Genomic DNA, 21,325 nt, shown 5'->3' on the forward strand with positions numbered 1-21,325 from the left:
CATACCCCGGTGAAAACGCCCGTCCCCATTGCCTCCCGGGCCGATGCCCGGATCAGATCAACACCGTCGAGACTAGCCCTTCCCCTCCAGCACCCGCAGCAGGGAGGAGGTGTCGTCCTTGCCCATGCCCTGCCCCATCAGGGCGTTGAGTTGCTGACCCACCTGGGCCGCCACCGGCAGGGGCGCACCCAGGGCGTGGGCCTCGGCCAGGAGGATGCCGAAATCCTTGTGGTGCAGCCGGGCCTCGATGCCGGCGGCGAAGTCCCGCTCCGCCATGCGCTCGCCCATCACCTCCAGCACCCGGCTGCCGGCGGAGCCGCCGAGCAGGGCTTCCCGCAGGCGGGAGGTGTCCACGCCGCTGGCGGCGGCCAGGTGCATGGCTTCGGCGCAGGCCTGGATGGCGGCCACCATGATCATCTGGTTGCAGGCCTTGGCCACCTGGCCGGCGCCGTTGTCGCCGATGTGCACCACGGTTTTGCCCAGGCGCAGCAGCAGGGGCCGCACCCGCTCCAGTACGGCGGCGTCGCCGCCGGCCATGATGGCCAGGGTGGCGTGGATGGCGCCCTGCTCGCCGCCGGAAACGGGGGCGTCGAGGAAATGGATGCCCCGGGCGGCCAGGGCGGCGGCGATCTCCCGGGCATCGCCGGGGGCGATGGTGCTCATGTCCACCACCACGCTGCCGGGGGCCAGGCCTTCGATGAGGCCGGCTTCGCCGAGGACCACGCTTTTGACGTCGCTGCCGCTGGTGACCACGGTGAACACGATCTCGGCCCGGCGCCCGACCTCGGCCGGGGTGGCGGCGACGGCGGCGCCCATTTCGGCCAGGGGCTCAGTACTGGCGGGACGGCGGCCCCACACGGTGAGGGGATAGCCGGCGTCGAGCAGGTGGCCGGCCATGGGGCGGCCCATGACGCCGAGGCCGATGAAGCCGACGGCGGGTTTGGCGGAGGAGCTGGCGGTCATGTGGAATGCAGTGATTGAGGGGATGGGGATGGGGCGCCGCCGGGGCCGGCGGCCTGGCGGTGCTGCTGCTTGGCCAGGTACATGGCCTGGTCGGCGGCGCCGATGAGGGATTCGGCCACGTCGGCCTGGTCGGGGAAGACGGCGCTGCCGATGGAAACGCCGACCCGCAGTTCCTGGCCCTGCCACATCACCGGGCGGGCGACGGCGTTTTCGATCTCGCCCATCACCCGCTCCAGATCGTCCTCGACGGAGAGGTGGGCGAGGAGTACGGCGAATTCGTCGCCGGCCAGGCGGGCCACCGTGTCGCTGGTGCGCACGGCATTCTGCAGGCGGCACCCCACCTCCTGCAGCACCGTGTCGCCGGCCTGGTGGCCGTAGGTGTCATTGACGCTCTTGAAGCCGTCCAGGTCCATGTAGAGCAGGCCCAGCCGCTCGCCCTGGCGCCGGGCGTGGGCCAGGGCCTGATCCAGGCGCTCGAGGAAGAGGGAGCGGTTGGGCAGGCCGGTAAGGGGGTCATGGTGGGCCAGGCGCCACATTTCCTCTTGGCTGCGGCGCAGTTCGGTGACGTCCTGGTACACAGCGACGAACTGGCGCACCCCGCCCTGGGCGTCGGTGACGGAGCGGATGTCCAGCTCCACCAGGATGGCTTCGCCGGTCTTGCGCCGGTTCCAGATTTCGCCGCGCCACTCGCCCCGGGTCTTCAGGGCCTGCCACATGCGGGAGAAGAATTCCGGGCTGTGGCGGTTGGAGCGGAAGAAGCCGGTGCGCCGGCCCAGGCACTCCTCCCGGCTGTAACCGAGGAGGCTGACGAAGGCGGAGTTCACGTTGTTGATGGTGCCGTCGCCGTCGGTGATGAGAATGGCCCGGCCGGCCCGCTCCAGCACGTCCCGGTAGATGCGGCTGGAGAGTTCCGCCGCCTTTATCTCGGTGATGTCGGCGAAGGAGGTGACGACGGCGAAGGGCTGCCGCTCGTCGGCGAAGTTGAGGGGTCGGCTGTTCACGCTGAGCCAGACGAGGCCGGCGTCGGGCCGGTGCAGGCCCATGATGATGTTGTCGCAGGAGACGCCGGTGCGCAGGGTGACCATGGCCGGATGGTCGCGGCCGGGGAAGGGGCTGCTGTCCTCCCGCACCGCCTGCCATTCCGGGTCGGTGGAATCCAGGCCCACCAGGTTCTCGCCGATGCGCAGGATGCGCCGGGCCGAGGCGTTGGCGGAAATGATCTTGCCTGCCTGGTCCTGCACCACCACGCCCTCGGCCATGGCCGAGACCAGGGAACGCTGCATGGCTTCGCTGCGGGCCAGGTCCAGTTCGGCCTGCTTGCGCGCCGAGATGTCGGAGATGATGCCGAGCATGCGCAGGGGCCGGCCCTCCGGGTCCCGGGCGCAGACTTTGCCCCGGCTCAGCACCCAGCGATAGTTGCCGTCCTTGTGGCGCAGGCGGAATTCCATCTCGTACACCGGCGTGCGCCCGGCGAAATGGTCGGTGACGGCGGCCATGGCCCGTTCCCGGTCGTCCGGATGCAGGCGCTCCAGCCACTCCTCGTGGCGGCTCGGCAGTTCCTCGTCCCGGTAGCCCAGGATGGCCTTCCAGCGCGGCGAGAAATAGGCCCGGTTGTCCGCCACGAACCAGTCCCAGACCCCGGCGTCGGCCCCGTCCAGGGCGAACTTCCAGCGCTCCTCCGCATCGGCCAGGGCCTGTTGCATGTTCATGTAGTCGGTGACGTCCTGCAGGGTGCCGGTAAGGCGGCTGGGACGGCCGCTGCCGTCCCGCTCGGCGCGACCGCCCAGGTGCACGTAGCGCTCCACATTGCCCGGCAGCAGCAGGCGGCAGGCGATGTCGAGGGAACCGCCCTGCTCCCGCACCTGGGCGAAGTTGACCTCGATGCGCTTGCGGTCCCGGGGATTGACCCGGGCCAGGAAGGCCTGCAGGGAGGGCTTCTGGCTCTCCGGCAGATAGCCCAGGATGCGGTAGGTCTCGTCGGACCACCACACCTGGTTGCCCGGAATGTCCCGCTCCCAGCTGCCCAGGTTGGCCACCCGCTGGGCTTCGATGAAATGGCCCCGCTCCCGGGCCAGCATGGTTTCGAGCCGGTCCCGGCGCAGCTGGTAGAAGGCGACGGCACCGCCGCACAGCAGCACCAGCAGGGACAGCAGCATGCCCTTGCGCAGGTTGGCGTTGCGCTGGGCCAGCAGTTCCTCCTCCAGGCCCCGGGGCGACACGGCCACCATCACCAGCATGGGATAGCGGTCCAGCCAGCGGTAGGCGACGGTGCGGGTGATGCCGTCCAGGGCCGAAACCCGGGTGACCAGGCCGTGGGAGCTTTTCTTGAAGGGGCCGAACAACTCGTCGCTGAGCTGCTTGCCCAGGTGCTTTTCCATTTCCCGGGAGCGGCCCAGGACCTTGCCGGCAGCGGAATACAGGGTCAGCACCCCGTCCGGCCCCAGGTCCTGGTGCTGGACGAAGGCGGTGAGCTGGCGCGGCTCCATGAAGAAGGCGACGACCCCGGCAAACTGGCCCCGGGCATCGAAGATGGGGCGGGACAGCTGCACCCCCGGCGCCCCGGTCATGCGCCCCTGGACCGGCCCGCTGATGTAGAGGCTGTCGCGGCCGCCACTGGAGAAATGGATGTAGTTGTCCCGGTCCCCCAGATAGACCCGCTCGCCGGGACGGCGGGGGGCATCGGAGGTGGCGACGTAGCCGTCTCGGTCGATGACGGTGACCCGGGCCCCCAGCTCCTGCAGGGAACCCTGGCGCAGCAGGGCGATGGTGGTGTCGACTGACTTGCGCTCGGCCACGTATTCGCTGCGCAGGAGCAGGAGCACGTCGTCCAGGCGCTGCAGCTGGCGCAGCAGGTTTTCCGCCACCAGGTCGGCCACCACCCGGCGCTCCGCCTCGAAGCGCTGCTGCCGCTCCTCGGCGAAGAGGCGGTTTTCCCGCAGCAGGAAGGTCCAGATCAGGGCCAGGGCCGCCGCCACCATGAGCAGCAGCGCGACGGGCCAGCGGCGCCCCGGGAACAAGAGTTTGGGCATGGCCGGCGGGTTCTCAGTCGGCCCCGTCGGTCCGGCCGGAAAGGCGCTCCAGCAGTTTCAGCACCGCCACCGAATCCTCCTCCCCCAGGCCGGAGCCGACCATGGCGTTGAACATCTGGGCCGTGGCGGCGGCGCCAGGCAGGCACAGGCCCAGTTCATGGGCGCTCTGCATGACGATGTTGAGGTCCTTCTGGTGCATCCAGGATTTGAAGCCGGGCTTGAAGTTGCGCTCCAGCATGCGCTGGCCGTGGTTCTCCAGGATGCGGCTGTAGGCGAAGCCGCCAAGCAGGGCCTCGCGCACCTTGGCCGGGTCCACCCCGGCCTGGCGGGCGAAGTTGAAGGCTTCGGCCACCGCCAGCACGCCCATGCCGGTGACGATCTGGTTGCAGGCCTTGGCCACCTGGCCGGCGCCGGCGGCGCCCACGTGGACCACGTTCTGGCCCAGGCAGAGGAAGGCCGGCAGGGCCTTGGCAAAGGCTTCGGCGGAACCGCCGGCCATGATGGAAAGGCTGCCGGCAATGGCCCCCACTTCGCCGCCGGAGACCGGGGCATCGACGAAGTCCACGCCCCGGGCCTGCAGCCTGGCGGCCAGGTCGCGGGCCGCGGCGGGAGCGATGGTGCTCATGTCCACCGCCACCAGACCGTGCTTGCCGGCCCCCTCGGCGCCGGCGGCAACGCCGTCGGGACCCAGCATCACCTGCGCCACGTCGGGGGCATCGGCCACCATGGAAATGACCACTTCGACCTGGCCGGCTACGGCCGCCGGGCTGCTGCAGCCGACGGCGCCGGCCTCCAGCAGAGGCGCCATGGATTCGGGCCGGCGCGCCCAGACATGGACGCCGTGGCCGCCCTTGAGCAGGTTGAGAGCCATGGGGCGGCCCATGATGCCAAGACCGATGAAGCCGATTTCCATACTGTTTCCTCTGGTGATTGATGTCGTTCCGGCCGCCTCTGCCGGGCGGCATCTTCATACTAAAGTCATAGTTAGTTTAACCCCCTCGCGGCATGAAAAAAAGCGCCCGGGCGGGCGCTTTTGCATATTTCCTGCACGACGGGGGTTAGACGCGGAAGCCGGCGATGGCCGTACTCAACCCACCGGCGGCGGAACGCAGTTGCACGGCGGACTGGCTCATCTGCCCGGCCACTTCGCTGGCCTCTTCCGCCGAGGAGGAAATGCGCTCCATGTTCTGGGCGATTTCCGTGCTGGCCACCTGCTGCTCCCGCACCGAGAGGACAATTTCATCGACCCCGCGGCTGGCCTGCTCCACCTTGCCCCGGGCCTGCTCCAGGGTGCCCTCGACGCCGCCGGCCAGGCCGGCGCTGGCTTCGATGGATTGCAGCCCGGCCCCCACCGCCGCCCGCACCTGGTCGGTCTGACTGACGATGGCGCTGGCCAGGCGGGCGATCTCGGAGGCGGAGCCGCCGGATTTTTCCGCCAGCTTGCGCACCTCGTCGGCCACCACGGCGAAGCCCCGGCCCGCCTCGCCGGCCCGGGCCGCCTCGATGGCGGCATTCAGGGCCAGCAGGTTGGTCTGGTCGGCGATCTCCCGCACTTCCTGGGTCATGTGGGTGATGGCGCTGGTGCTGTGCACGAAGTCCTCCACCACCCGGGCCACGTCATCCACCGTGTCGCGGATGCGGTGAATCTCGGCCACCAGCTCGCTCACCTGCTGGCTGCCGGCGTTGGTGGAGCTGACGCTTTCCTGGGACTGGCCATGGACGTCGCCGGCCACTTCGGCCACGGTGGCGATGGCCACCGTCAGCTCCTCGATGGCGGCGGCGTTGCTGGCCACGGACTCGGACTGGGCATGGGAGGCGTCGTTGAGCAGCCCGGAAGTGTGGGCCAGTTCGCCGGCGGTGTGGTCCACGGTCTGGACCGAGACCGCCACCTGCCCCACCAGGGAGTGCATCTTGCCCATCATGTCGTTGAAGGCGGACGCCATGCGGCCGATTTCGTCGCGCTGGTCGATGCCCACCCGCTGGGTCAGGTCGCCGGTGGCGGCGATGCGGGTGATGGTGCCCTCCAGCAGTTGCACCGGCCCGGTGATGGCCCGGATCAGGTAGAAGGAAAGAGCGGCCAGCAGCGCCAGCGCCAGGGCCAGGAAGGCCCCCAGCCAGAGCAGCATGGTGCGGTAGGTGGCAGCGGCGGCGGCCTGCTCGGCGGCGCCGTTCTCGGCGGCCGCCGACTGGATCTGGGCCACCAGTCCGTCGATCATCTGGGTCGGCTCCCGGTCGATGCCCCGCACCAGCTTGTCCACCGTCGCCGCCGGATCGCCAGCGGTGCGTTCGTAGGATTTCAGCGCCGCCCGGTAGGCCGGCCCCAGCTTGGCGAAGGTGCTGCCCGCCTCGGCCACCTTGAGCCGGTCGGCAATGCCCAGGCGACGGGCCAGGCCGTCCAGCTTCTCCAGGCCGGCGATGACCTGGGCCTCCTCCTTGTCGAAGCCGGCCAGGTGCTTGTCGAAGGCCTGGGCGTCCTTGCCCCGCAGCAGGATGTTCTTCCATTCCTGCACCTGGATCTTGAAGGCAACCTGGACGCCCCGGGCGGTATTAACCGCCTCCAGGTAGGTCTGCTGACGGTCGAGGGCCCCGACCATCTGGCGGTTGAGGTGGCTGCTCTGCAGGGCGGAAAATCCGCCCATGACCACCAGGGTGAGTACGGCAACGGCGGCCAGAAGCAGAAGCTTCCAGCGGATGCTGGCATTTTTCATGGAATCCCCCCGAATCGTTGTCAGGACCGAATGATCCGGCCTGAGCGAAGGACCATCATACGGCCCGGAGGTTCCGGAAAATATAGAAAAACCGGATATTAATCAGCAACCTGGGAGTAACCCTAGGTCAGCCGCCACGCTTCACACCGGCCTTCAGCAGCATCATTTCCAGGGGGCAGAAACGGGTGAAACCGCTCTGCAGCAGGTTGGCGCCGACGAAGGCGGTGAACCAGAGGAAATTGGCATTGACGAACAGGGGGCTGGCTTCCACCCCCAGGGCCAGGGACAGCAGCACGAAGCTGCCGGCGAAGATGCGGATGAGACGTTCCGAGGTCATGGTTGTTGCTCCTTGAAAGTGGCGTAGTAGAGCACCGGGATCACCACCAGGGTCAGCAGGGTGGAAACCAGGATGCCGAAGATGAGGCTGATGGCCAGCCCGTTGAAAATGGGGTCGTCGAGGATGAACAGGGCACCCAGCATCGCCGCCAGGGCGGTCAGGGCGATCGGCTTGGCGCGCACGGCGGCGGCGGTGACGATGGCCTCCTTGAAGGGCATGCCCTTGGCCGTTTCCTCCTTGATGAAATCCACCAGCAGGATGGAGTTGCGCACGATGATGCCGGCCAGGGCGATCATGCCGATCATGGAGGTGGCGGTGAACTGGGAGCGCAGCAGGGCGTGGCCGGGCATGACGCCGATGATGGTGAGGGGAATCGGCGCCATGATGATCAGCGGCGTCACATAGCTCTTGAAGTGGGCCACCACCAGCAGGTAGATGAGGATCAGGCCGACGCCATAGGCGGCGCCCATGTCGCGGAAGGTCTCGTAGGTGATCTGCCATTCCCCGTCCCACTTGAGGGAGAAGCCGGCATAGGGGTCCGCCGGCTGGCGGATGAAGGTGTCGGCCAGGGTGCCGCCGGCGCCCTTGAGGCCGTCCAGGTTCATGCCGACGATGTCGCCCCGGGCGGCGAACATGCCGTAGAGGGGCGAATCCAGGTCGCCGCCCATGTCGCCATAGACGTACACCACGGGCAGCAGGTCCTTGTGGTAGATGGCCTTTTCCCGGGCCAGGCGGCGCACCTCCACCACCTCGGAGACCGGCACCAGGGCGCCGGAACGGGCCCGCACCTTGAGCCGCAGCAGGGCATCCAGACTGCTCTGCACCTCGGCCGGGAGGGTGATGCGCACCGGAATCTCGTACTTGGAATCCTGGTTGTGGGCGGGAGTCACGTCCTCGCCGGCCAGGCCCATGCGCACCACCTCGACGATGTCCTTCTGGGCCACGCCAAGCTGGGCCGCCTTGGTCTGGTTCACCCGCAGCACGGTCTTTTCCGCATCGGCCTGGACCGAGTCGTCCACGCTGGTGAAGTCCGGAGCTTTCTCGAAGACACCGCGCACCTGCTTGGCCACGGCGATGCGCCCGGCCTCTTCCGGCCCGTAGATCTCGGCCACGATGGGGCTCATCACCGGCGGCCCCGGCGGCACTTCCACCACCTTGGCGTTGCCGCCGGCGCGGCGGGCCACCGCCTCGATCTCGGCCCGCACCGCCACGGCGATCTCGTGGGACTGGCGGGAGCGGTGGTGCTTGTCCACCAGATTGACCTGGATGTCGCCCATCTCCGGCTCGCTGCGCAGGTAGTACTGGCGCACCAGGCCGTTGAAATTGATGGGGCTGGCGGTGCCGGCGTAGGCCTGGTAGTCGGTCACCTCCGGCACCTGCTGCAGCACGGCGCCGATGTCCTTCAGCACCCGGGCGGTCTCTTCCAGGGGCGTGCCCACGGGCATGTCCAGCACCACCTGGAATTCGCTCTTGTTGTCGAAGGGCAGCATCTTCAGCACCACCAGCTTCACCACCGCCAGGGAGACGGAAAGGAAGATGGCCGCCAGCACCCCGAGAAAGAGCTTTTTGCGGGCGGCGGCGCCGCTGCGCTCGTCGAGGAAGGGCGGCAGCACCTTGTGGAAGAGCCGGTCCAGCTTGCCCGCCACCTTGCCGTCGTCGGCCCCGTGGCCGCCGCCATGGGCCAGCAGCTTGGCCGCCAGCCAGGGAGTGACGATGAAGGCCACGGCCAGGGAGATGGCCATGCCGAGGGAGGAATTGATGGGGATGGGGCTCATGTAGGGCCCCATCAGGCCGGTGACGAAGGCCATGGGCAGGAGGGCCGCGATCACCGTCAGGGTGGCCAGGATGGTGGGCCCGCCGACCTCGTCCACCGCCCCGGGGATCAGCTCCAGCAGGGTCTTCTCGGGATGCAGCAGTTTCCAGCGGTGGATGTTCTCCACCACCACGATGGCGTCGTCCACCAGGATGCCAATGGAGAAGATAAGGGCGAACAGGCTGACCCGGTTCAGGGTGAAGCCCCAGGCCCAGGAGGCGAACAGGGTGGCGGCCAGGGTCAGGGAGACGGCGATGCCGACGATGAGGGCCTCCCGCCGCCCCAGGGCGAAGAACACCAGCAGCACGACAAAGGCGGTGGCGAAGAGCAGCTTGCCGATCAGCTTCTGGGCCTTCTCCGTGGCGGTGGCGCCGTAGTTGCGGGTGACGGTGACTTCCACGCCCTCGGGGATGAGGCTGCCCTTGAGGCTCTCGGCCCGGGCGATGACGGCGTCGGCCACGTCCGCAGCATTGACCCCGGGCTTCTTGGAAATGGCCAGGGTGACGGCCGGATAGGTGCCGTCCGGGGAAGCATCCTCGCCCCCCGCGGCGATGCCCCGCTGGGCCGCCGCCGGGCCGGCGCCGAACCAGACGTAGCGCTTGGGCTGGTCCGGGCCGTCCTCCACCGTGGCCACGTCGGCCAGGAACACGGGCTTGCGGATGCTGCCTTCGCTGCGCACGGCCACCACCAGGTTCTTCACGTCCTGGGCCGATTCGATCAGGGTGCCGGTGTGTACCAGCATTTCCCGCCCGCCCTCCACCAGGCGGCCGGAAGGCTGCTCGTTGTTGGCGATCTGCAGGGCGTCGCGCAGGTCCTGGGCGGTGACGCCGTAGGCATTCATGCGCTCGGCGTCCATGGCGACCCGGATCACGTGGTCCGGCCCGCCCAGGGTGGTGACGTCCCGGGTGCCGGCCAGGTGCTTGAATTCCACCTCGGCGGAGCGGGCGATCTGCTGCAGTTCGAAGGCGGAGCGGCGGCTGTCCCGGGTCCAGAAGGTGAGGGAGACGATGGGCACGTCGTCGATGCCCTTGGGCTTGACGATGGGTTCGCCGACGCCCAGGTTGGCCGGCAGCCAGTCCCGGTTGGAATGGACGGTGTCGTAGAGGCGCACCAGGGCATCCTGGTTCTTCACCCCCACCTCGAACTGCACCGTGATCACCGCCATGCCCGGGCGGGAGACGGAAAAGACATGGTCCACCCCGGTCATGCGCGAGAGCACCTGCTCGCCCGGGGTGGCCACCAGGTTTTCCACATCCTTGCTCGATGCCCCGGGGAAGGGCACCACCACGTTGGCCATGGTGACGTCGATCTGGGGCTCCTCCTCCCGGGGCGTCACCATGACGGCGAACAACCCGAGGAGCAGCAGCACCAGGGCCAGCAGGGGCGTCATGGGGGACGCCTGGAAGGTGTGGGCAATACGGCCGGAAATTCCCATGTCTGTGTCGGCCCGGATGAACCGGGCTATTTGCCTTTCAGTTTCATGATGCCCAGGGCCTCCATGACGATCTTTTCATAGACCGGCTCGGTGGCCCCCGTTTTCATCTTGCGCAGGAAGTACTTCTCGAAGGCCACCTTGGCCAGATGCACCCACTTGCCCTCGGAGAACCAGCTGACGTTGCGCGGCGGAATCTGGGGCAGGGCCACGAAGGCGGCGCCGGAGTCGCCGAAATCGGCCAGACAGACCGCATTCCAGGTGGCCTTCTCGGTGGGCTCGCGCCCATCCAGCACGGCGCGGATGTTCTTGGCCGTGGCGGTGACCATGGACTCGATCATGTAGCCGGTCTTGGGCGTGCCCGTGGGCACCGGCGTCGCCTCCACCGGGGGGATGGCGACGCAGACGCCGACGGAGAAGATGTTGGGGTAGCGCGGGTTGCGCTGGTGCTCGTCGATGAGGACGAAGCCCCGGGGATTGGTCAGGCCCTCGATGCCGAATACCGCCTCCACGCCCTTGAAGGCCGGCAGCATCATGGAATAGCTGAAGGGCAGCTCGTGCTCCTTCTTCGGCTGGCCCTCCTCGTCGTGCTCGGTCACAAACATCCTGCCGGCTTCCACCCTGCTCACCTTGGCGTTGCAGATCCACTTGATGTGGCGCTGGCGGAACATGGACTCGATCATGCCCTTGGAGTCGCCGACGCCGCCCAGGCCCAGGTGGCCGATGTAGGGCTCGGAGGTGACGAAGGTCATGGGCACCCGGTCCCGAATCTTGCGCTTGCGCAGGTCCGTTTCCATGATGAAAGCGTATTCGTAGGCCGGGCCGAAACAGGAGGCGCCCTGCACCGCCCCCACCACCACCGGGCCGGGCGCGGCAACGAAGCTTTTCCAGCTCTCGGCCGCCTGCTGGGCATGGTCCACGTGGCAGATGGACTGGGTGTGGCCCTGGGGCCCCAGGCCCTCGATCTCGTCAAAGGCCAGACGGGGGCCGGTGGCGATGATGAGGAAATCGTAGTCCAGGCTGCTGCCGTCCTCCAGCTCCACCTGGTTACGCTCCGGATGCACCCGGCGGGCGCCGCACTGGACCAGGGCGATGCCCTTGCGGCTCAGCAGGGGAGCCAGTTCCAGCTCGATGTCCTGGCGCTGGCGCCAGTCCACCGCCACCCAGGGGTTGGATGGCACGAAATGGAAGCGGGACTGATTGGAGACGACGGTGAGCCTGTCGCCGTTGCGCAGCAGTTCGCGCATTTCGTAGGCCATGGGCATGCCGCCCAGGCCCGCGCCGATGATGATGATGTGCGCCATGGTGTCTCCTCCGTTGGCGTGGTGCGTGGATGAGCGGTCTTCTGCCGCTTCTGGGGAAACTGGGGCCGTGTGCTGCAGAGGCCTAGCGGGCTGCGCCCTGCTTCAGGGCGATGCCGCCCCGGACCGGATCGAGGACGATGGTCTCGCCGGCGGCAAGCCCCGCCAGCACTTCCACCTCGCCGTCGCCGACGGCCTGGCCCAGGCGCAGCTGGCGCAGGGACAGACGGCCCTGGCCGTCGCGCACATAGAGGCCGGCCACCTCGCCGCGACGCACCACGGCGCTGGCCGGCACCGTCAGCTTGACCGCCCGGCCGAGAACGAAATGGACCCGGGCCGCCATGCCCGGCAGCACATCCTGCAGGGAAGCGGCATCGCCGGGCAGGTTGAGGCGCACCTGGACCGTATGGGTGGCGGCATCCGCCGCCGGCAGCACGGTCACCTTGGCCGCCGCCACCTGGCGCTGCAGTTCCGGGAATTCGATGCGGCCCTGCAGATCCTTGCCGCCCTTCAGTTCCTTCAGCCGGTACTGGGGAATTTCCACCGTCACGCGCAAGCCCGCCGGGTCATAGAGGGTCACCAGGGAACGGCCCTGGGCCGCCATTTCCCCCAGCTCAATGTGGCGCCGCGCCACCAGGCCGCTGATGGGCGCCGTGATGGTGCCGTGGCTCTGGCTGGCGCCGGAGGCTCCGGCATTGGCCATGGCCAGGTCCAGGTCGGCCTTGGCCTTGTCCAGGGCCGACTGGCTGATGAAATTCCGCTGTCGCAGGCTGCGGCTGCGCTCGTACTGGGCCCGGGCATTGACCAGGGCAGCCTGGGCCCCGGCGGCAGTCTCGGCCGCCTCGCGCACGTCCAGGCGCAGCATGACTTCGCCCTTCTTCACCGCCTGCCCCGCATCGACCCGCATCTCGGTCACCCGGCCGGCCACCTGGGCCGCCACCACGGCCTGGGAGAGGGCTTCCACCACCCCTTCCGCCGGCAATGTCAGTGCCACTTCCCGGGGCTGCACCACCCGGGTCGGCAACTCGCTCGGGGACGTTTCGGCAGCCACGACGGACCCGACCGCCAGCGACAAGGCCAGGCTCAGGCAGCGACGGAGGAAGAGGGATGAGGTATTCATGTATATAAGAATATACTTATGTTCGAGAATCGACAAGCGGGGCATTGCTTTCGGCTCATTTGGGGAACGTCCCGCCCGCCATGTCGGTTCCGCCGCGGGGACACTCATGGCACGTGACAACGAATGGCGCATCTCCAGGCAGCAGTACCGGTCATGGCCGTTTCCGGCTGGCCGGGAAAAGCGACAGCGCAAAAGGTAGGCGGCGGGCCCTCGTCGCTCCCGCCAAAACAGCCCCGCCCTTCGCCCCAGGCGGGCTTTGGCGTAGAATCGGGCGCTTTCCCATTGCCTGGCGCCCTTGTGGGCGCTGCTGTTCCGAGGTCTGTACCATGACGTCCCTGAAAGCCGCCTCCCACGCCACCAAACCCGTCACCGACGATGTGCGCATTCGCGAGATCAAGGAACTGGTGCCGCCGGCCCACGTCTTCCGCGAATATCCGGTGAGCAACCGGGCGGCCCAGACCACCTACGGCGCCCGCCAGGGCATCCACCGCATCCTGCACGGCGCCGACGACCGGCTGCTGGTGGTGATCGGCCCCTGCTCCATCCACGACTACGAAGCCGCCATGGAGTACGCCCAGCGCCTGCAGAAGGAAGCCGAGCGCCTCAAGGACGACCTGCTGGTGGTGATGCGCGTCTATTTCGAGAAGCCCCGCACCACCGTGGGCTGGAAGGGCCTCATCAACGATCCGCGCATGGACGGCTCCTTCCGCATCAACGAGGGCCTGCGCCTGGCGCGCAAAATCCTGCTCGACATCAACGAGCTGGGCCTCTCCTGCGCCACCGAGTTCCTCGACACCATCAGCCCCCAGTACACAGCGGACCTGATCGCCTGGGGCGCCATCGGCGCCCGCACCACCGAATCCCAGGTGCACCGGGAGCTGGCCTCCGGCCTCTCCTGCCCCGTGGGCTTCAAGAACGGCACCGACGGCAACGTGCGCATCGCCGTGGACGCCATCCGTTCCGCCTCCGCCCCCCACCATTTCCTCTCGGTGACCAAGGGCGGCCATTCGGCCATCGTTTCCACCGCCGGCAATGAGGACTGCCACGTCATCCTGCGCGGCGGCAAGGGCCCCAACTACGATGCAGCCAGCGTGGACGCGGCCTGCAAGGACATCGCCGCGGCCGGCCTGGCGGCCCGCCTGATGGTGGATTTCTCCCACGCCAACAGCAGCAAGAAGTTCGAGCGCCAGGTGGACGTGGCCAAGGACGTGGCCACCCAGCTTGCCGCCGGCGACGAGCGCATCATCGGCGTCATGGTCGAATCCCACCTGGTGGAAGGCCGCCAGGACATCACCCCGGACCAGCCCCTGGAATACGGCAAGAGCGTCACCGACGCCTGCATCGGCTGGGAAGACTCCGTGCGGGTGCTGGACATCCTGGCCCGGGCCGTGCGCGAGCGCCGCCTGGTGGAAGCCACGGAATAAGGGCCCCCGGTTTGGCGGAACACGACTCCCCTCCTCCGAGCGAGACACCGGCGCCGACTGAGACCGGCACGGACACCTCCACCCGCGCCCTGCTCGGCCCCGGCCACTTCCTCGCCCGCCTGCCCATGCACCGCCTGGTGCTGGGGGTGGCGGCCGTACTATTTCTGTTCCGCCTCTGGCTGGCGGCGGTCACGCCCATCACCGGCGACGAAGCCTATTTCGCCTTCTGGGGCTGGCAGCCGGACTGGGGCTTCTACGACCACCCGCCCATGGTGGGCTGGTGGCTGGCACCCCTCATGGCCCTCTCCTGGGACGAATGGGTAGTGCGCCTGCCGGCCCTGCTGCTGCCCTTCGTCCTGGCCGGACTCTCCGGCTGGCTGGTGCGCCGCTCCGGCATTGCCTTCGCCGGGGAGCGGGGCTGGCTGACGGCCCTGCTGGTACTGCTGCTGCCCACCTCGGTGTGGAACGTCTTCATCACCACCGACACGCCCCTGGTCTTCTTCTCCCTGCTCTCGGTGGCCGCCTACGTGGTGGCCCTGGAGCGCCAGGGCTGGCAGCGCTGGGCCCTACACGCCCTGGCCGGGCTGATGCTGGGCCTGGCCTTCCTCTCCAAGTATTTCTCGGTGCTGCTGGGCGTCGCCTTCCTGGTGCACGTGCTCGTCGCCCGCCGCGAGGAGGGCTGGAAGCGTTTCGCCGAATTCGCCCTGTTCGTCGCCGTGGCCCTGCTGGGGCCGGCCCTCAACATCTGGTGGAACTGCAGCCACTGCTGGGCCAACATCATGTTCAACCTCTACAACCGGCACGAGAGTTCCGGTTGGGGCAAGTCCTGGGCCAATCCCTTCCTCTATGTGCTGACCCTGGGCTACGTCGCCACCCCCTTCCTCCTGGCCGCCCTGTGGAAGTTCCGCGACGAGGTGAAGAACGCCATCGCCCAGCCGGGCCTGGCCCGCACCGCCTTCTGGCTGGCGGCCGTGCCCCTGGGCCTGTTCGCCGCCCTGGCCCTGGCCAAGAAGATCGGCCTGCACTGGCTGCTCTCCTTCATCACCCTGCTCTGCATCCTGGCCGCCAGCAGCCTGCCCATGACCGCCCTGCGCCGCCTGGCGGCCTGGCTCGGCGGCTTCGCCGCCCTGCACGTGGTGCTGTTGCTGGTGGTCAGCCAGTTGCCCCTGTCCACCTGGGAGAAGACGGATTTCCACCGCAGCATCGTCCTCACCTTCCGCAGCCCGGAACTGCTGCAGCGGCTGGAACCCTACGCCAACGACTATGCCTTCGCCTCCGACGGCTACTCCAACGCCGTCACCCTGGGCTACAACGCCCGGCGCTATTTCATGGTCTTCGGCCTGGCCTCCTCCCACGCCCGCCACGACGACATCCTCACTGACTTCCGCGAACTGGACGGCAAGAACATCCTCATCCTGCGGAAGAGCGAGCCCAATCCGGGGGAATACACCCCCTACTTCCGCGACGTGCAGCAGCTGGCCTTCCAGGTGGAGGGCGTCACCTTCTACCAGGTGCTGGGCCACGGCTTCGACTTTCACACCTACCGGGAACGGGTGTTGCGGGAGGTGAAACAGCGCTACTACCGCATCCCCGGCTTTCTGCCCATGAACGGCTGCTACTTCTGCGAACGCTATTTCCCCGACGAGGAATGCCGCTGATGGCCCGCCGCCCCCAAAAGGCCGGCGACAGCACGCCCCGCGGCGGCCTCTGGCCCTACGTCAAACTGCTGCGCCCGCACCAGTGGGTGAAGAACGGCTTCGTTTTCGTCGGCCTCATTTTCGGCGAGGCCTTCGCCGACCTGGCCCTGCTGCAGTCCGTGGTCCTGGCGGCCCTGGCCTTTTCCCTGGCCGCCTCCAGCATCTATGTGGTGAACGACCTGGCGGACCGGGAAAAGGACCGACTGCATCCGGTCAAGCGGCACCGCCCCCTGGCCGCCGGCACCGTCAATGTCACCGCCGCCCTGCTGCTGGCCGGGGCCTGCCTGTTCGGCGCCCTCATGCTGGCCTACAGCGTCTCCCTCACCGTGCTGCTGGTGGTGGCCCTCTACGCCGGCCTCAACGTGGGCTACTCCATGGGCCTCAAGCACGTGGCCGTGCTCGACGTCTTCATCATCGCCGCCGGCTTCATGCTGCGCATCCTGGCCGGCACCCTGGGGGTGGGCATCGCCCCCTCCCACTGGCTGCTGGTGTGCGGCCTGCTGCTGACCCTGTTCCTCGGTTTCGCCAAGCGCCGCGCCGAACTGAAGGCCCTGGAGGAGGATGCGGGCAGCCACCGCAAGGTGCTGGACGACTACGACCCGGTGCTGCTGGACCAGTTCATCACCCTCTGCGCCGCCGGCACCGTGGTCACCTACAGCCTGTACACCGTGGCCCCGGAGACGGTGGCCATGCACGGCAGCCAGTGGCTCATCGCCACCGTGCCCTTCGTCGTCTACGGCATCTGCCGCTACCTGTTCCGCCTGCACCGGCGCGGCGGCGGCGGCGACCCGGCGGCGGACCTGCTGGCCGACCCCCATCTCATCGCCGCCTTCGTCGGCTGGTTCGCCACCGTCCTGCTGGTGATCTGAGCCAGCCGGTTTCCGCCGACCCAGGTCAGCGGAAACCGGCCTACGCAACCGGCCGGCTGAAGGACCTTACCCAGGGACCTGCCCCGCCCCCCGCCGGCACCGCCGCTGGCGGCATGACGCGGAATCTCAGCGGCACCATCGCCAGGAGCCAATAGGGGCGGCCCTATCAGCCACGGCACCCCCAAAAGCACCGTCCCTATTACCTCCCAGGGGAGGCATCAAAAGCCGCCTATGCCGCCAGGGGCGGAAACACCACCAGCACCCGCAGGCCGTTGCCTTCCGGCCCCACGCCCAGGCTGAGGGCGGCGCCGTGCAGCTCCGCCACCCGCTGCACGATGGACAGCCCCAGGCCGGAACCTTCCGCCCGGGCCGGCGCCAGCCGGGTGAAGCGCCCCAGGGCCCGCTCCCGGGCCTCGGCGGGAATGCCCGGACCGTCGTCGGCCACCGCCAGCACCACCCGCTCTCCGTCCCGGCCCAGGGACACCCACACATGGCCGCCCTCCCGGGTGTAGCGGATGGCGTTGTCCACCAGGTTGCGCAGCAGGATGCGCAGCAGGTCCCCATTGCCGGCCAGGGTCAGGCTGCCGTCGCCGTCGCTGCCGGCCAGGTCCAGGGCCAGATCCACCTGCCGGGACTGGGCCGCCGGGGCCAGCACGGCGCACACCTCCCGCGCCAGGGGCCGGGGGTCCAGGGGCTGAAGGCTGGCGTTGGCGCCCGGGTCCAGGCGGGCCAGGGTGAGCAGCTGTTCCACCAGCCGGGCCAGGCGTTCGGTACCTTCCAGCACATTGAGCAGGGCCCGCTGCCGCACCTCCCCCTCCCCCGCCCGCAGGGCCACCTGGGCCTGGGTCTTGAGGGCGGCCAGGGGCGTGCGCAATTCGTGGGCGGCGTTGGCGGTGAACTGGCGTTCGTTGTCCAGCAGACGGGCGATGCGGGCGAAGAGGCCGTCCAGGGCCTGCACCAGGGGCGCCACTTCCGCCGGCACCGGACCGCTGCCCAGGGGCTGGGGCGAATCGGGGGGACGCCGGTCCAGGTGTTCGGCGATGCGGGCCAGGGGCACCAGGCCACGGCCGACGGCCACCCACAGGGCTGCCGCCAGCAGGGGCAGGCCCAGGATCAGGGGCGCCAGCAGGCGCATGGCGGCCTCCTGGGCCAGGGCATAGCGGATGTCGTGGCTCTGGCCCACCTGCACCTGGCGCAGCCCGTCCCGGCTCCATTCGCTGTAGAAGCGCCATTCGCCGCCGTTCCAGCGGGTCTCGGCAAAGCCCTCCACCGCCGTCAGGGGCGTCTGCCCGGCCCCGGCGGAATGGAGGGCCAGCATCGGCCCCTGGGGGGTGCGACGCCAGATCTGGAACAGCACTTCGCCGCCGGCGGCGCCGGGAGTGGGCCGCACTTCCACGTGGCCGCTGGTGGGCTCGGTGGCCAGCAGCAGGCGGGCGGTCTGCTGCAGGTGGGCGTCGAAAATGTCGTCGGCCAGGTCGTGGGCCCGCAGGAAGGCGGCGGCGATGGTGGCCACCCAGATCAGGGCCGACACGGCAAGCAGCAGCAGGAGCAGGCGGCGGCGCAGGGAATAGGCCGGCGTCGGGCGTTGCACGGCAGCCATCAGGACTCCGGCGCCGCGGGCGCGGCGGACGCCTCCCGGGCCACGGTGTAGCCGACGCCGCGCACGGTGCGGATCAGGTCGCTGCCGAACTTGCGCCGCAGGTGGTGGATGTGCACCTCCACCGCATTGCTGTCCACCGTCTCGTTCCAGCCGTAGGCGGCCTCCTCCAGCTGGTGCCGGGTCAGCACCCGGCCGGAGGCGGCGAGCAGGGCCTCGAGCAGGGCGAACTCCCGGGGCGACAGCTCCACCGGCTGCCCCGCCAGCTCCACCCGGCGGGCCGCCGGGTCCAGGCGGATGGCCCCGTGCACCAGCAGCGGCGCCGCCCGGCCGGCGCTGCGGCGGATCAGGGCGCGCAGGCGGGCCGCCACCTCGTCCAGGTCGAAAGGCTTGACCAGGTAGTCGTCGGCGCCGCCGTCCAGGGCCGAGAGCTTGTCGGGCACCCCGTCCCGGGCGGTCAGCACCAGCACCGGCACCGGGTTGCCGGCAGCGCGGCAGCGGGCCAGCACCTCCTGGCCCGACAGCTGGGGCAGGTTGAGGTCCAGCACCACGGCGGCAAAGCAGTGGGCCTCTGGGCTGGCGAGGACGGTGGCGGCTTCCTGGCCGTCGCGCAGCCAGTCCACGGTGAAGCCGGCCTGGCCCAGACCGACCTGGAGCCCGTCTCCCAGCAGGGAATCGTCCTCGACGATGAGGATTCGCATGGCTTTATGCTATTTGAAAAAAACGAAATGACTACGGAGAATTAGGCGCTAGAATAACCGCTTTTCATGGCCCCCCGATGCCGTCATGACCCCCAGGATGGACAACGCTGCCCGGCAGGACGATCCAGAACGCGAGCTTTTGCGCGGCCTGCGGGTGCTGCTGGTGGAGGACGACCCGGTGGCGCGCTGCGCCGCCGCCGGCATCCTCAGCCGCCACGTGGGCACCCTGTGGGAAGCGGCTGACGGCGACGAGGGCCTGCAGCTGTTCCGCCGGCACCAGCCGGACCTGGTCATTTCCGACATCGTCATGCCCCACCGGGACGGCCTCTCCCTGGCCCGGGAGATCAAGGCCCAGAGTCCGGCGACGCCGATCGTCATCATCACCTCCCACAGCGACAGCGGCGCCCTGCTCGACGCCATCGAGATCGGCATCGACCGCTACGTGCTCAAGCCCCTCAAGGCCAGCGCCCTGCTCGAAGCCATGGCCACCTGCGCCCGGGCCGCCCGCCTGGAGTCGGAACACCGCCTGGCCACCACCGTTTTCCACGCCTCCAGCGAAGCCATCATGATCACCGATGCGGAAAACCGCATCGTGGACGTCAATCCCGCCTTCACCCGCATCACCGGCTTCTCCCGGGGCGAGGTGCTGGGCCGCAATCCCCGCATCCTCCAGTCCGGCATCCAGAGCGAGCACTTCTACCGGGAGATGTGGGCGGCCATCAACCAGTACGGCCACTGGCGCGGCGAAATCTGGAACCGGCGGCGCAACGGCGAGCTGTATCCGGAATGGCTGGCGGTGGACCGGGTGCTTTCCCCCGAAGGTGCCGTGCTCAACTACGTCGCCATGTGGTCGGACATCTCCGAGCGCAAGGAGGCGGAGGCCCGCATCCACTACCTGGCCCACTACGACGCCCTCACCGACCTGCCCAACCGGGTGCTGTTCAACGACCGCTTCACCCAGGCCCTGATCCACGCCCGCCGCTACGACCAGAGCGTGGCCCTGATGTTCGTGGACCTGGACCGCTTCAAGGTGGTCAACGACACCCTGGGCCACCGGGTCGGCGACGAGCTGCTGAAGCAGGTGGCCGAGCGCCTGCGCCGCTGCGTGCGCGAGGAGGACACGGTGTCGCGCCAGGGCGGCGACGAGTTCGTGGTGCTGCTGGCCAACCTGGACATGTCCGCCGACGCCGCCGTGGTCTCCGACAAGATCCTCGAGGCCCTGGCCGAGCCCATGTACTTCGAGGGCCACGAACTGAGCGTCACCTGCTCCATCGGCATCGCCTGCTACCCCAGCGACGGCGCCGACCCGGACACCCTGATGAAGAACGCCGACCTGGCCATGTACCGGGCCAAGAGCGTGGGCCGCAACAACTACCAGTTCTTCAGCCCCGAGCTGGAACAGGGCGCCCTCACCCGCCTGACCCTGGAAAACGCCATGCGCCGGGCCCTGGACCGGGACGAGTTCGAACTGCATTACCTGCCCCAGGTGGACAACCCCTCGGGCCGCCTGCTCAGCCTGGAAGCCCTGATCCGCTGGCAGCATCCGGAGCGGGGCCTGCTCCTGCCCAGCCAGTTCATCCCCCTGGCCGAGGAAAGCGGCCTGGTGCTGCCCATTTCCCTCTGGGTGCTGCGCCGGGTGGCACGACAGCTGGCCGACTGGCGGCGGCAGAACCTGACCCTGGTGCCGGTGGCCATCAACCTGTGCGAAGCCCAGCTGCGCCAACCCGATTTCGCCGAGGCCCTGGGCCGCATCCTGAGCGAGGAAGGGGTGGAAGGGCGCTGGATCGAGCTGGAATTCACCGAAGGCGCCCTCATGCACGACACCGAGCGCAACCTGCGGGTGCTCTCGGCCCTGAAGCGTCTGGGGGTCGGCATCACCCTGGACGACTTCGGCGTCGGCTATTCCAACCTCAACGTCCTGCGCCGCCTGCCGGTGGATACCCTGAAAATCGACCGCTCCCTGGTCACCGACGTGACCCGCAACGAGGACGACGCGGTGATCGTGGACGCCATCATTTCCATGGCCCAGTCCATGAACCTCAAGGTGGTGGCCGAGGGCGTGGAAACGGCCGACCAGGCCGGCTTCTTCAAGGCCCGGGCCTGCGCCGAAATCCAGGGCCACTTCTTCTCCAAGGCCATCGGCGCCGTGGAAGTGGCGGCCATGCTGGGCCACGCCCCGACCGCCGCCAGCACCTCGTCCCCGGCCTGAACCCCGCTCCCTCCCGGTAGATCCCGTACGGCCGTCCGGCGGATTTTCGCGCGTCGGCAAGACTCCATACGCAATCGTATGGAGTGTACGTATAATGTTGCGCGACAAAGATTCCCCGCGATCTA

14 protein-coding genes are annotated in these 21,325 nt (G+C 68.8%); 4 read left to right on the top strand and 10 right to left on the bottom strand.

Features of this window, described 5'->3' with window-relative positions; translation table 11 throughout:
- Positions 1–72: 72 nt before the first annotated feature.
- The 8 genes from AZSP09_RS07645 to AZSP09_RS07680 form a co-directional block, all read right to left on the bottom strand.
- Complete coding sequence (locus AZSP09_RS07645; protein ID WP_152089660.1) at positions 73–963, bottom strand: NAD(P)-dependent oxidoreductase; 891 nt, start codon at positions 961–963, stop codon at positions 73–75.
- On the bottom strand, positions 960–3,992 hold the full coding sequence (locus tag AZSP09_RS07650) for a sensor domain-containing diguanylate cyclase (RefSeq protein ID WP_152089661.1): 3,033 nt from the start codon (positions 3,990–3,992) through the stop codon (positions 960–962). Before AZSP09_RS07650 ends, AZSP09_RS07645 begins: the two co-directional genes overlap by 4 nt.
- A gap of 13 nt (positions 3,993–4,005) precedes the next feature.
- Entirely contained in the window at positions 4,006–4,905 is a 900-nt protein-coding gene (locus AZSP09_RS07655) for an NAD(P)-dependent oxidoreductase (RefSeq protein ID WP_130459013.1), read from the bottom strand.
- Between the two features lie 145 nt (positions 4,906–5,050).
- Positions 5,051–6,700, bottom strand: a complete 1,650-nt coding sequence (locus tag AZSP09_RS07660) for a methyl-accepting chemotaxis protein (RefSeq protein WP_152089662.1) — start codon at positions 6,698–6,700, stop codon at positions 5,051–5,053.
- A 127-nt stretch (positions 6,701–6,827) separates the two neighbouring features.
- Positions 6,828–7,037: a YgaP family membrane protein gene (locus tag AZSP09_RS07665; RefSeq protein ID WP_014238448.1), complete on the bottom strand. Its 210-nt coding sequence runs from the start codon at positions 7,035–7,037 to the stop codon at positions 6,828–6,830.
- Positions 7,034–10,285 (bottom strand): efflux RND transporter permease subunit, encoded by a 3,252-nt coding sequence (locus tag AZSP09_RS07670; RefSeq protein WP_152089663.1) that lies wholly within the window; start codon positions 10,283–10,285, stop codon positions 7,034–7,036. The genes AZSP09_RS07665 and AZSP09_RS07670 overlap by 4 nt, the downstream gene beginning before the upstream one ends.
- A gap of 26 nt (positions 10,286–10,311) precedes the next feature.
- Positions 10,312–11,586 (bottom strand): NAD(P)/FAD-dependent oxidoreductase, encoded by a 1,275-nt coding sequence (locus AZSP09_RS07675; protein ID WP_014238450.1) that lies wholly within the window; start codon positions 11,584–11,586, stop codon positions 10,312–10,314.
- An 82-nt stretch (positions 11,587–11,668) separates the two neighbouring features.
- Positions 11,669–12,703, bottom strand: coding sequence for an efflux RND transporter periplasmic adaptor subunit (locus AZSP09_RS07680; protein ID WP_232058867.1), 1,035 nt, complete (start codon positions 12,701–12,703; stop codon positions 11,669–11,671).
- A gap of 326 nt (positions 12,704–13,029) precedes the next feature.
- Between AZSP09_RS07680 and aroG the strand changes: the two genes are divergently transcribed.
- Genes aroG through AZSP09_RS07695 form a run of 3 tightly spaced genes read left to right on the top strand, consistent with a single transcriptional unit; the run spans position 13,030 to position 16,693 of the window.
- Positions 13,030–14,127, top strand: a complete 1,098-nt coding sequence (gene aroG, locus AZSP09_RS07685) for a 3-deoxy-7-phosphoheptulonate synthase AroG (protein WP_152089665.1) — start codon at positions 13,030–13,032, stop codon at positions 14,125–14,127.
- A gap of 11 nt (positions 14,128–14,138) precedes the next feature.
- Positions 14,139–15,785 carry an ArnT family glycosyltransferase gene (locus AZSP09_RS07690; RefSeq protein ID WP_152089666.1) on the top strand — a complete coding sequence of 549 codons (1,647 nt, stop codon included), beginning with the start codon at positions 14,139–14,141 and terminating at the stop codon, positions 15,783–15,785.
- Positions 15,785–16,693 carry a decaprenyl-phosphate phosphoribosyltransferase gene (locus AZSP09_RS07695; protein ID WP_152089667.1) on the top strand — a complete coding sequence of 303 codons (909 nt, stop codon included), beginning with the start codon at positions 15,785–15,787 and terminating at the stop codon, positions 16,691–16,693. The genes AZSP09_RS07690 and AZSP09_RS07695 overlap by 1 nt, the downstream gene beginning before the upstream one ends.
- 229 nt (positions 16,694–16,922) lie before the next feature.
- On the opposite strand, the gene AZSP09_RS07700 is transcribed toward AZSP09_RS07695, so the two are convergent.
- Positions 16,923–18,293 (bottom strand): ATP-binding protein, encoded by a 1,371-nt coding sequence (locus AZSP09_RS07700; protein ID WP_152089668.1) that lies wholly within the window; start codon positions 18,291–18,293, stop codon positions 16,923–16,925.
- Positions 18,293–18,991, bottom strand: a complete 699-nt coding sequence (locus tag AZSP09_RS07705) for a winged helix-turn-helix domain-containing protein (RefSeq protein ID WP_152089669.1) — start codon at positions 18,989–18,991, stop codon at positions 18,293–18,295. Before AZSP09_RS07705 ends, AZSP09_RS07700 begins: the two co-directional genes overlap by 1 nt.
- Positions 18,992–19,076: 85 nt before the next feature.
- On the opposite strand from AZSP09_RS07705, the gene AZSP09_RS07710 reads away from it, so the two are divergent.
- Positions 19,077–21,200: a putative bifunctional diguanylate cyclase/phosphodiesterase gene (locus AZSP09_RS07710; RefSeq protein WP_152089670.1), complete on the top strand. Its 2,124-nt coding sequence runs from the start codon at positions 19,077–19,079 to the stop codon at positions 21,198–21,200.
- The last annotated feature ends 125 nt before the right edge of the window (positions 21,201–21,325 follow it).

It is taken from the genome of Azospira sp. I09 (assembly GCF_009177135.1).
GTDB classification, from domain to species: domain Bacteria; phylum Pseudomonadota; class Gammaproteobacteria; order Burkholderiales; family Rhodocyclaceae; genus Azospira; species Azospira oryzae.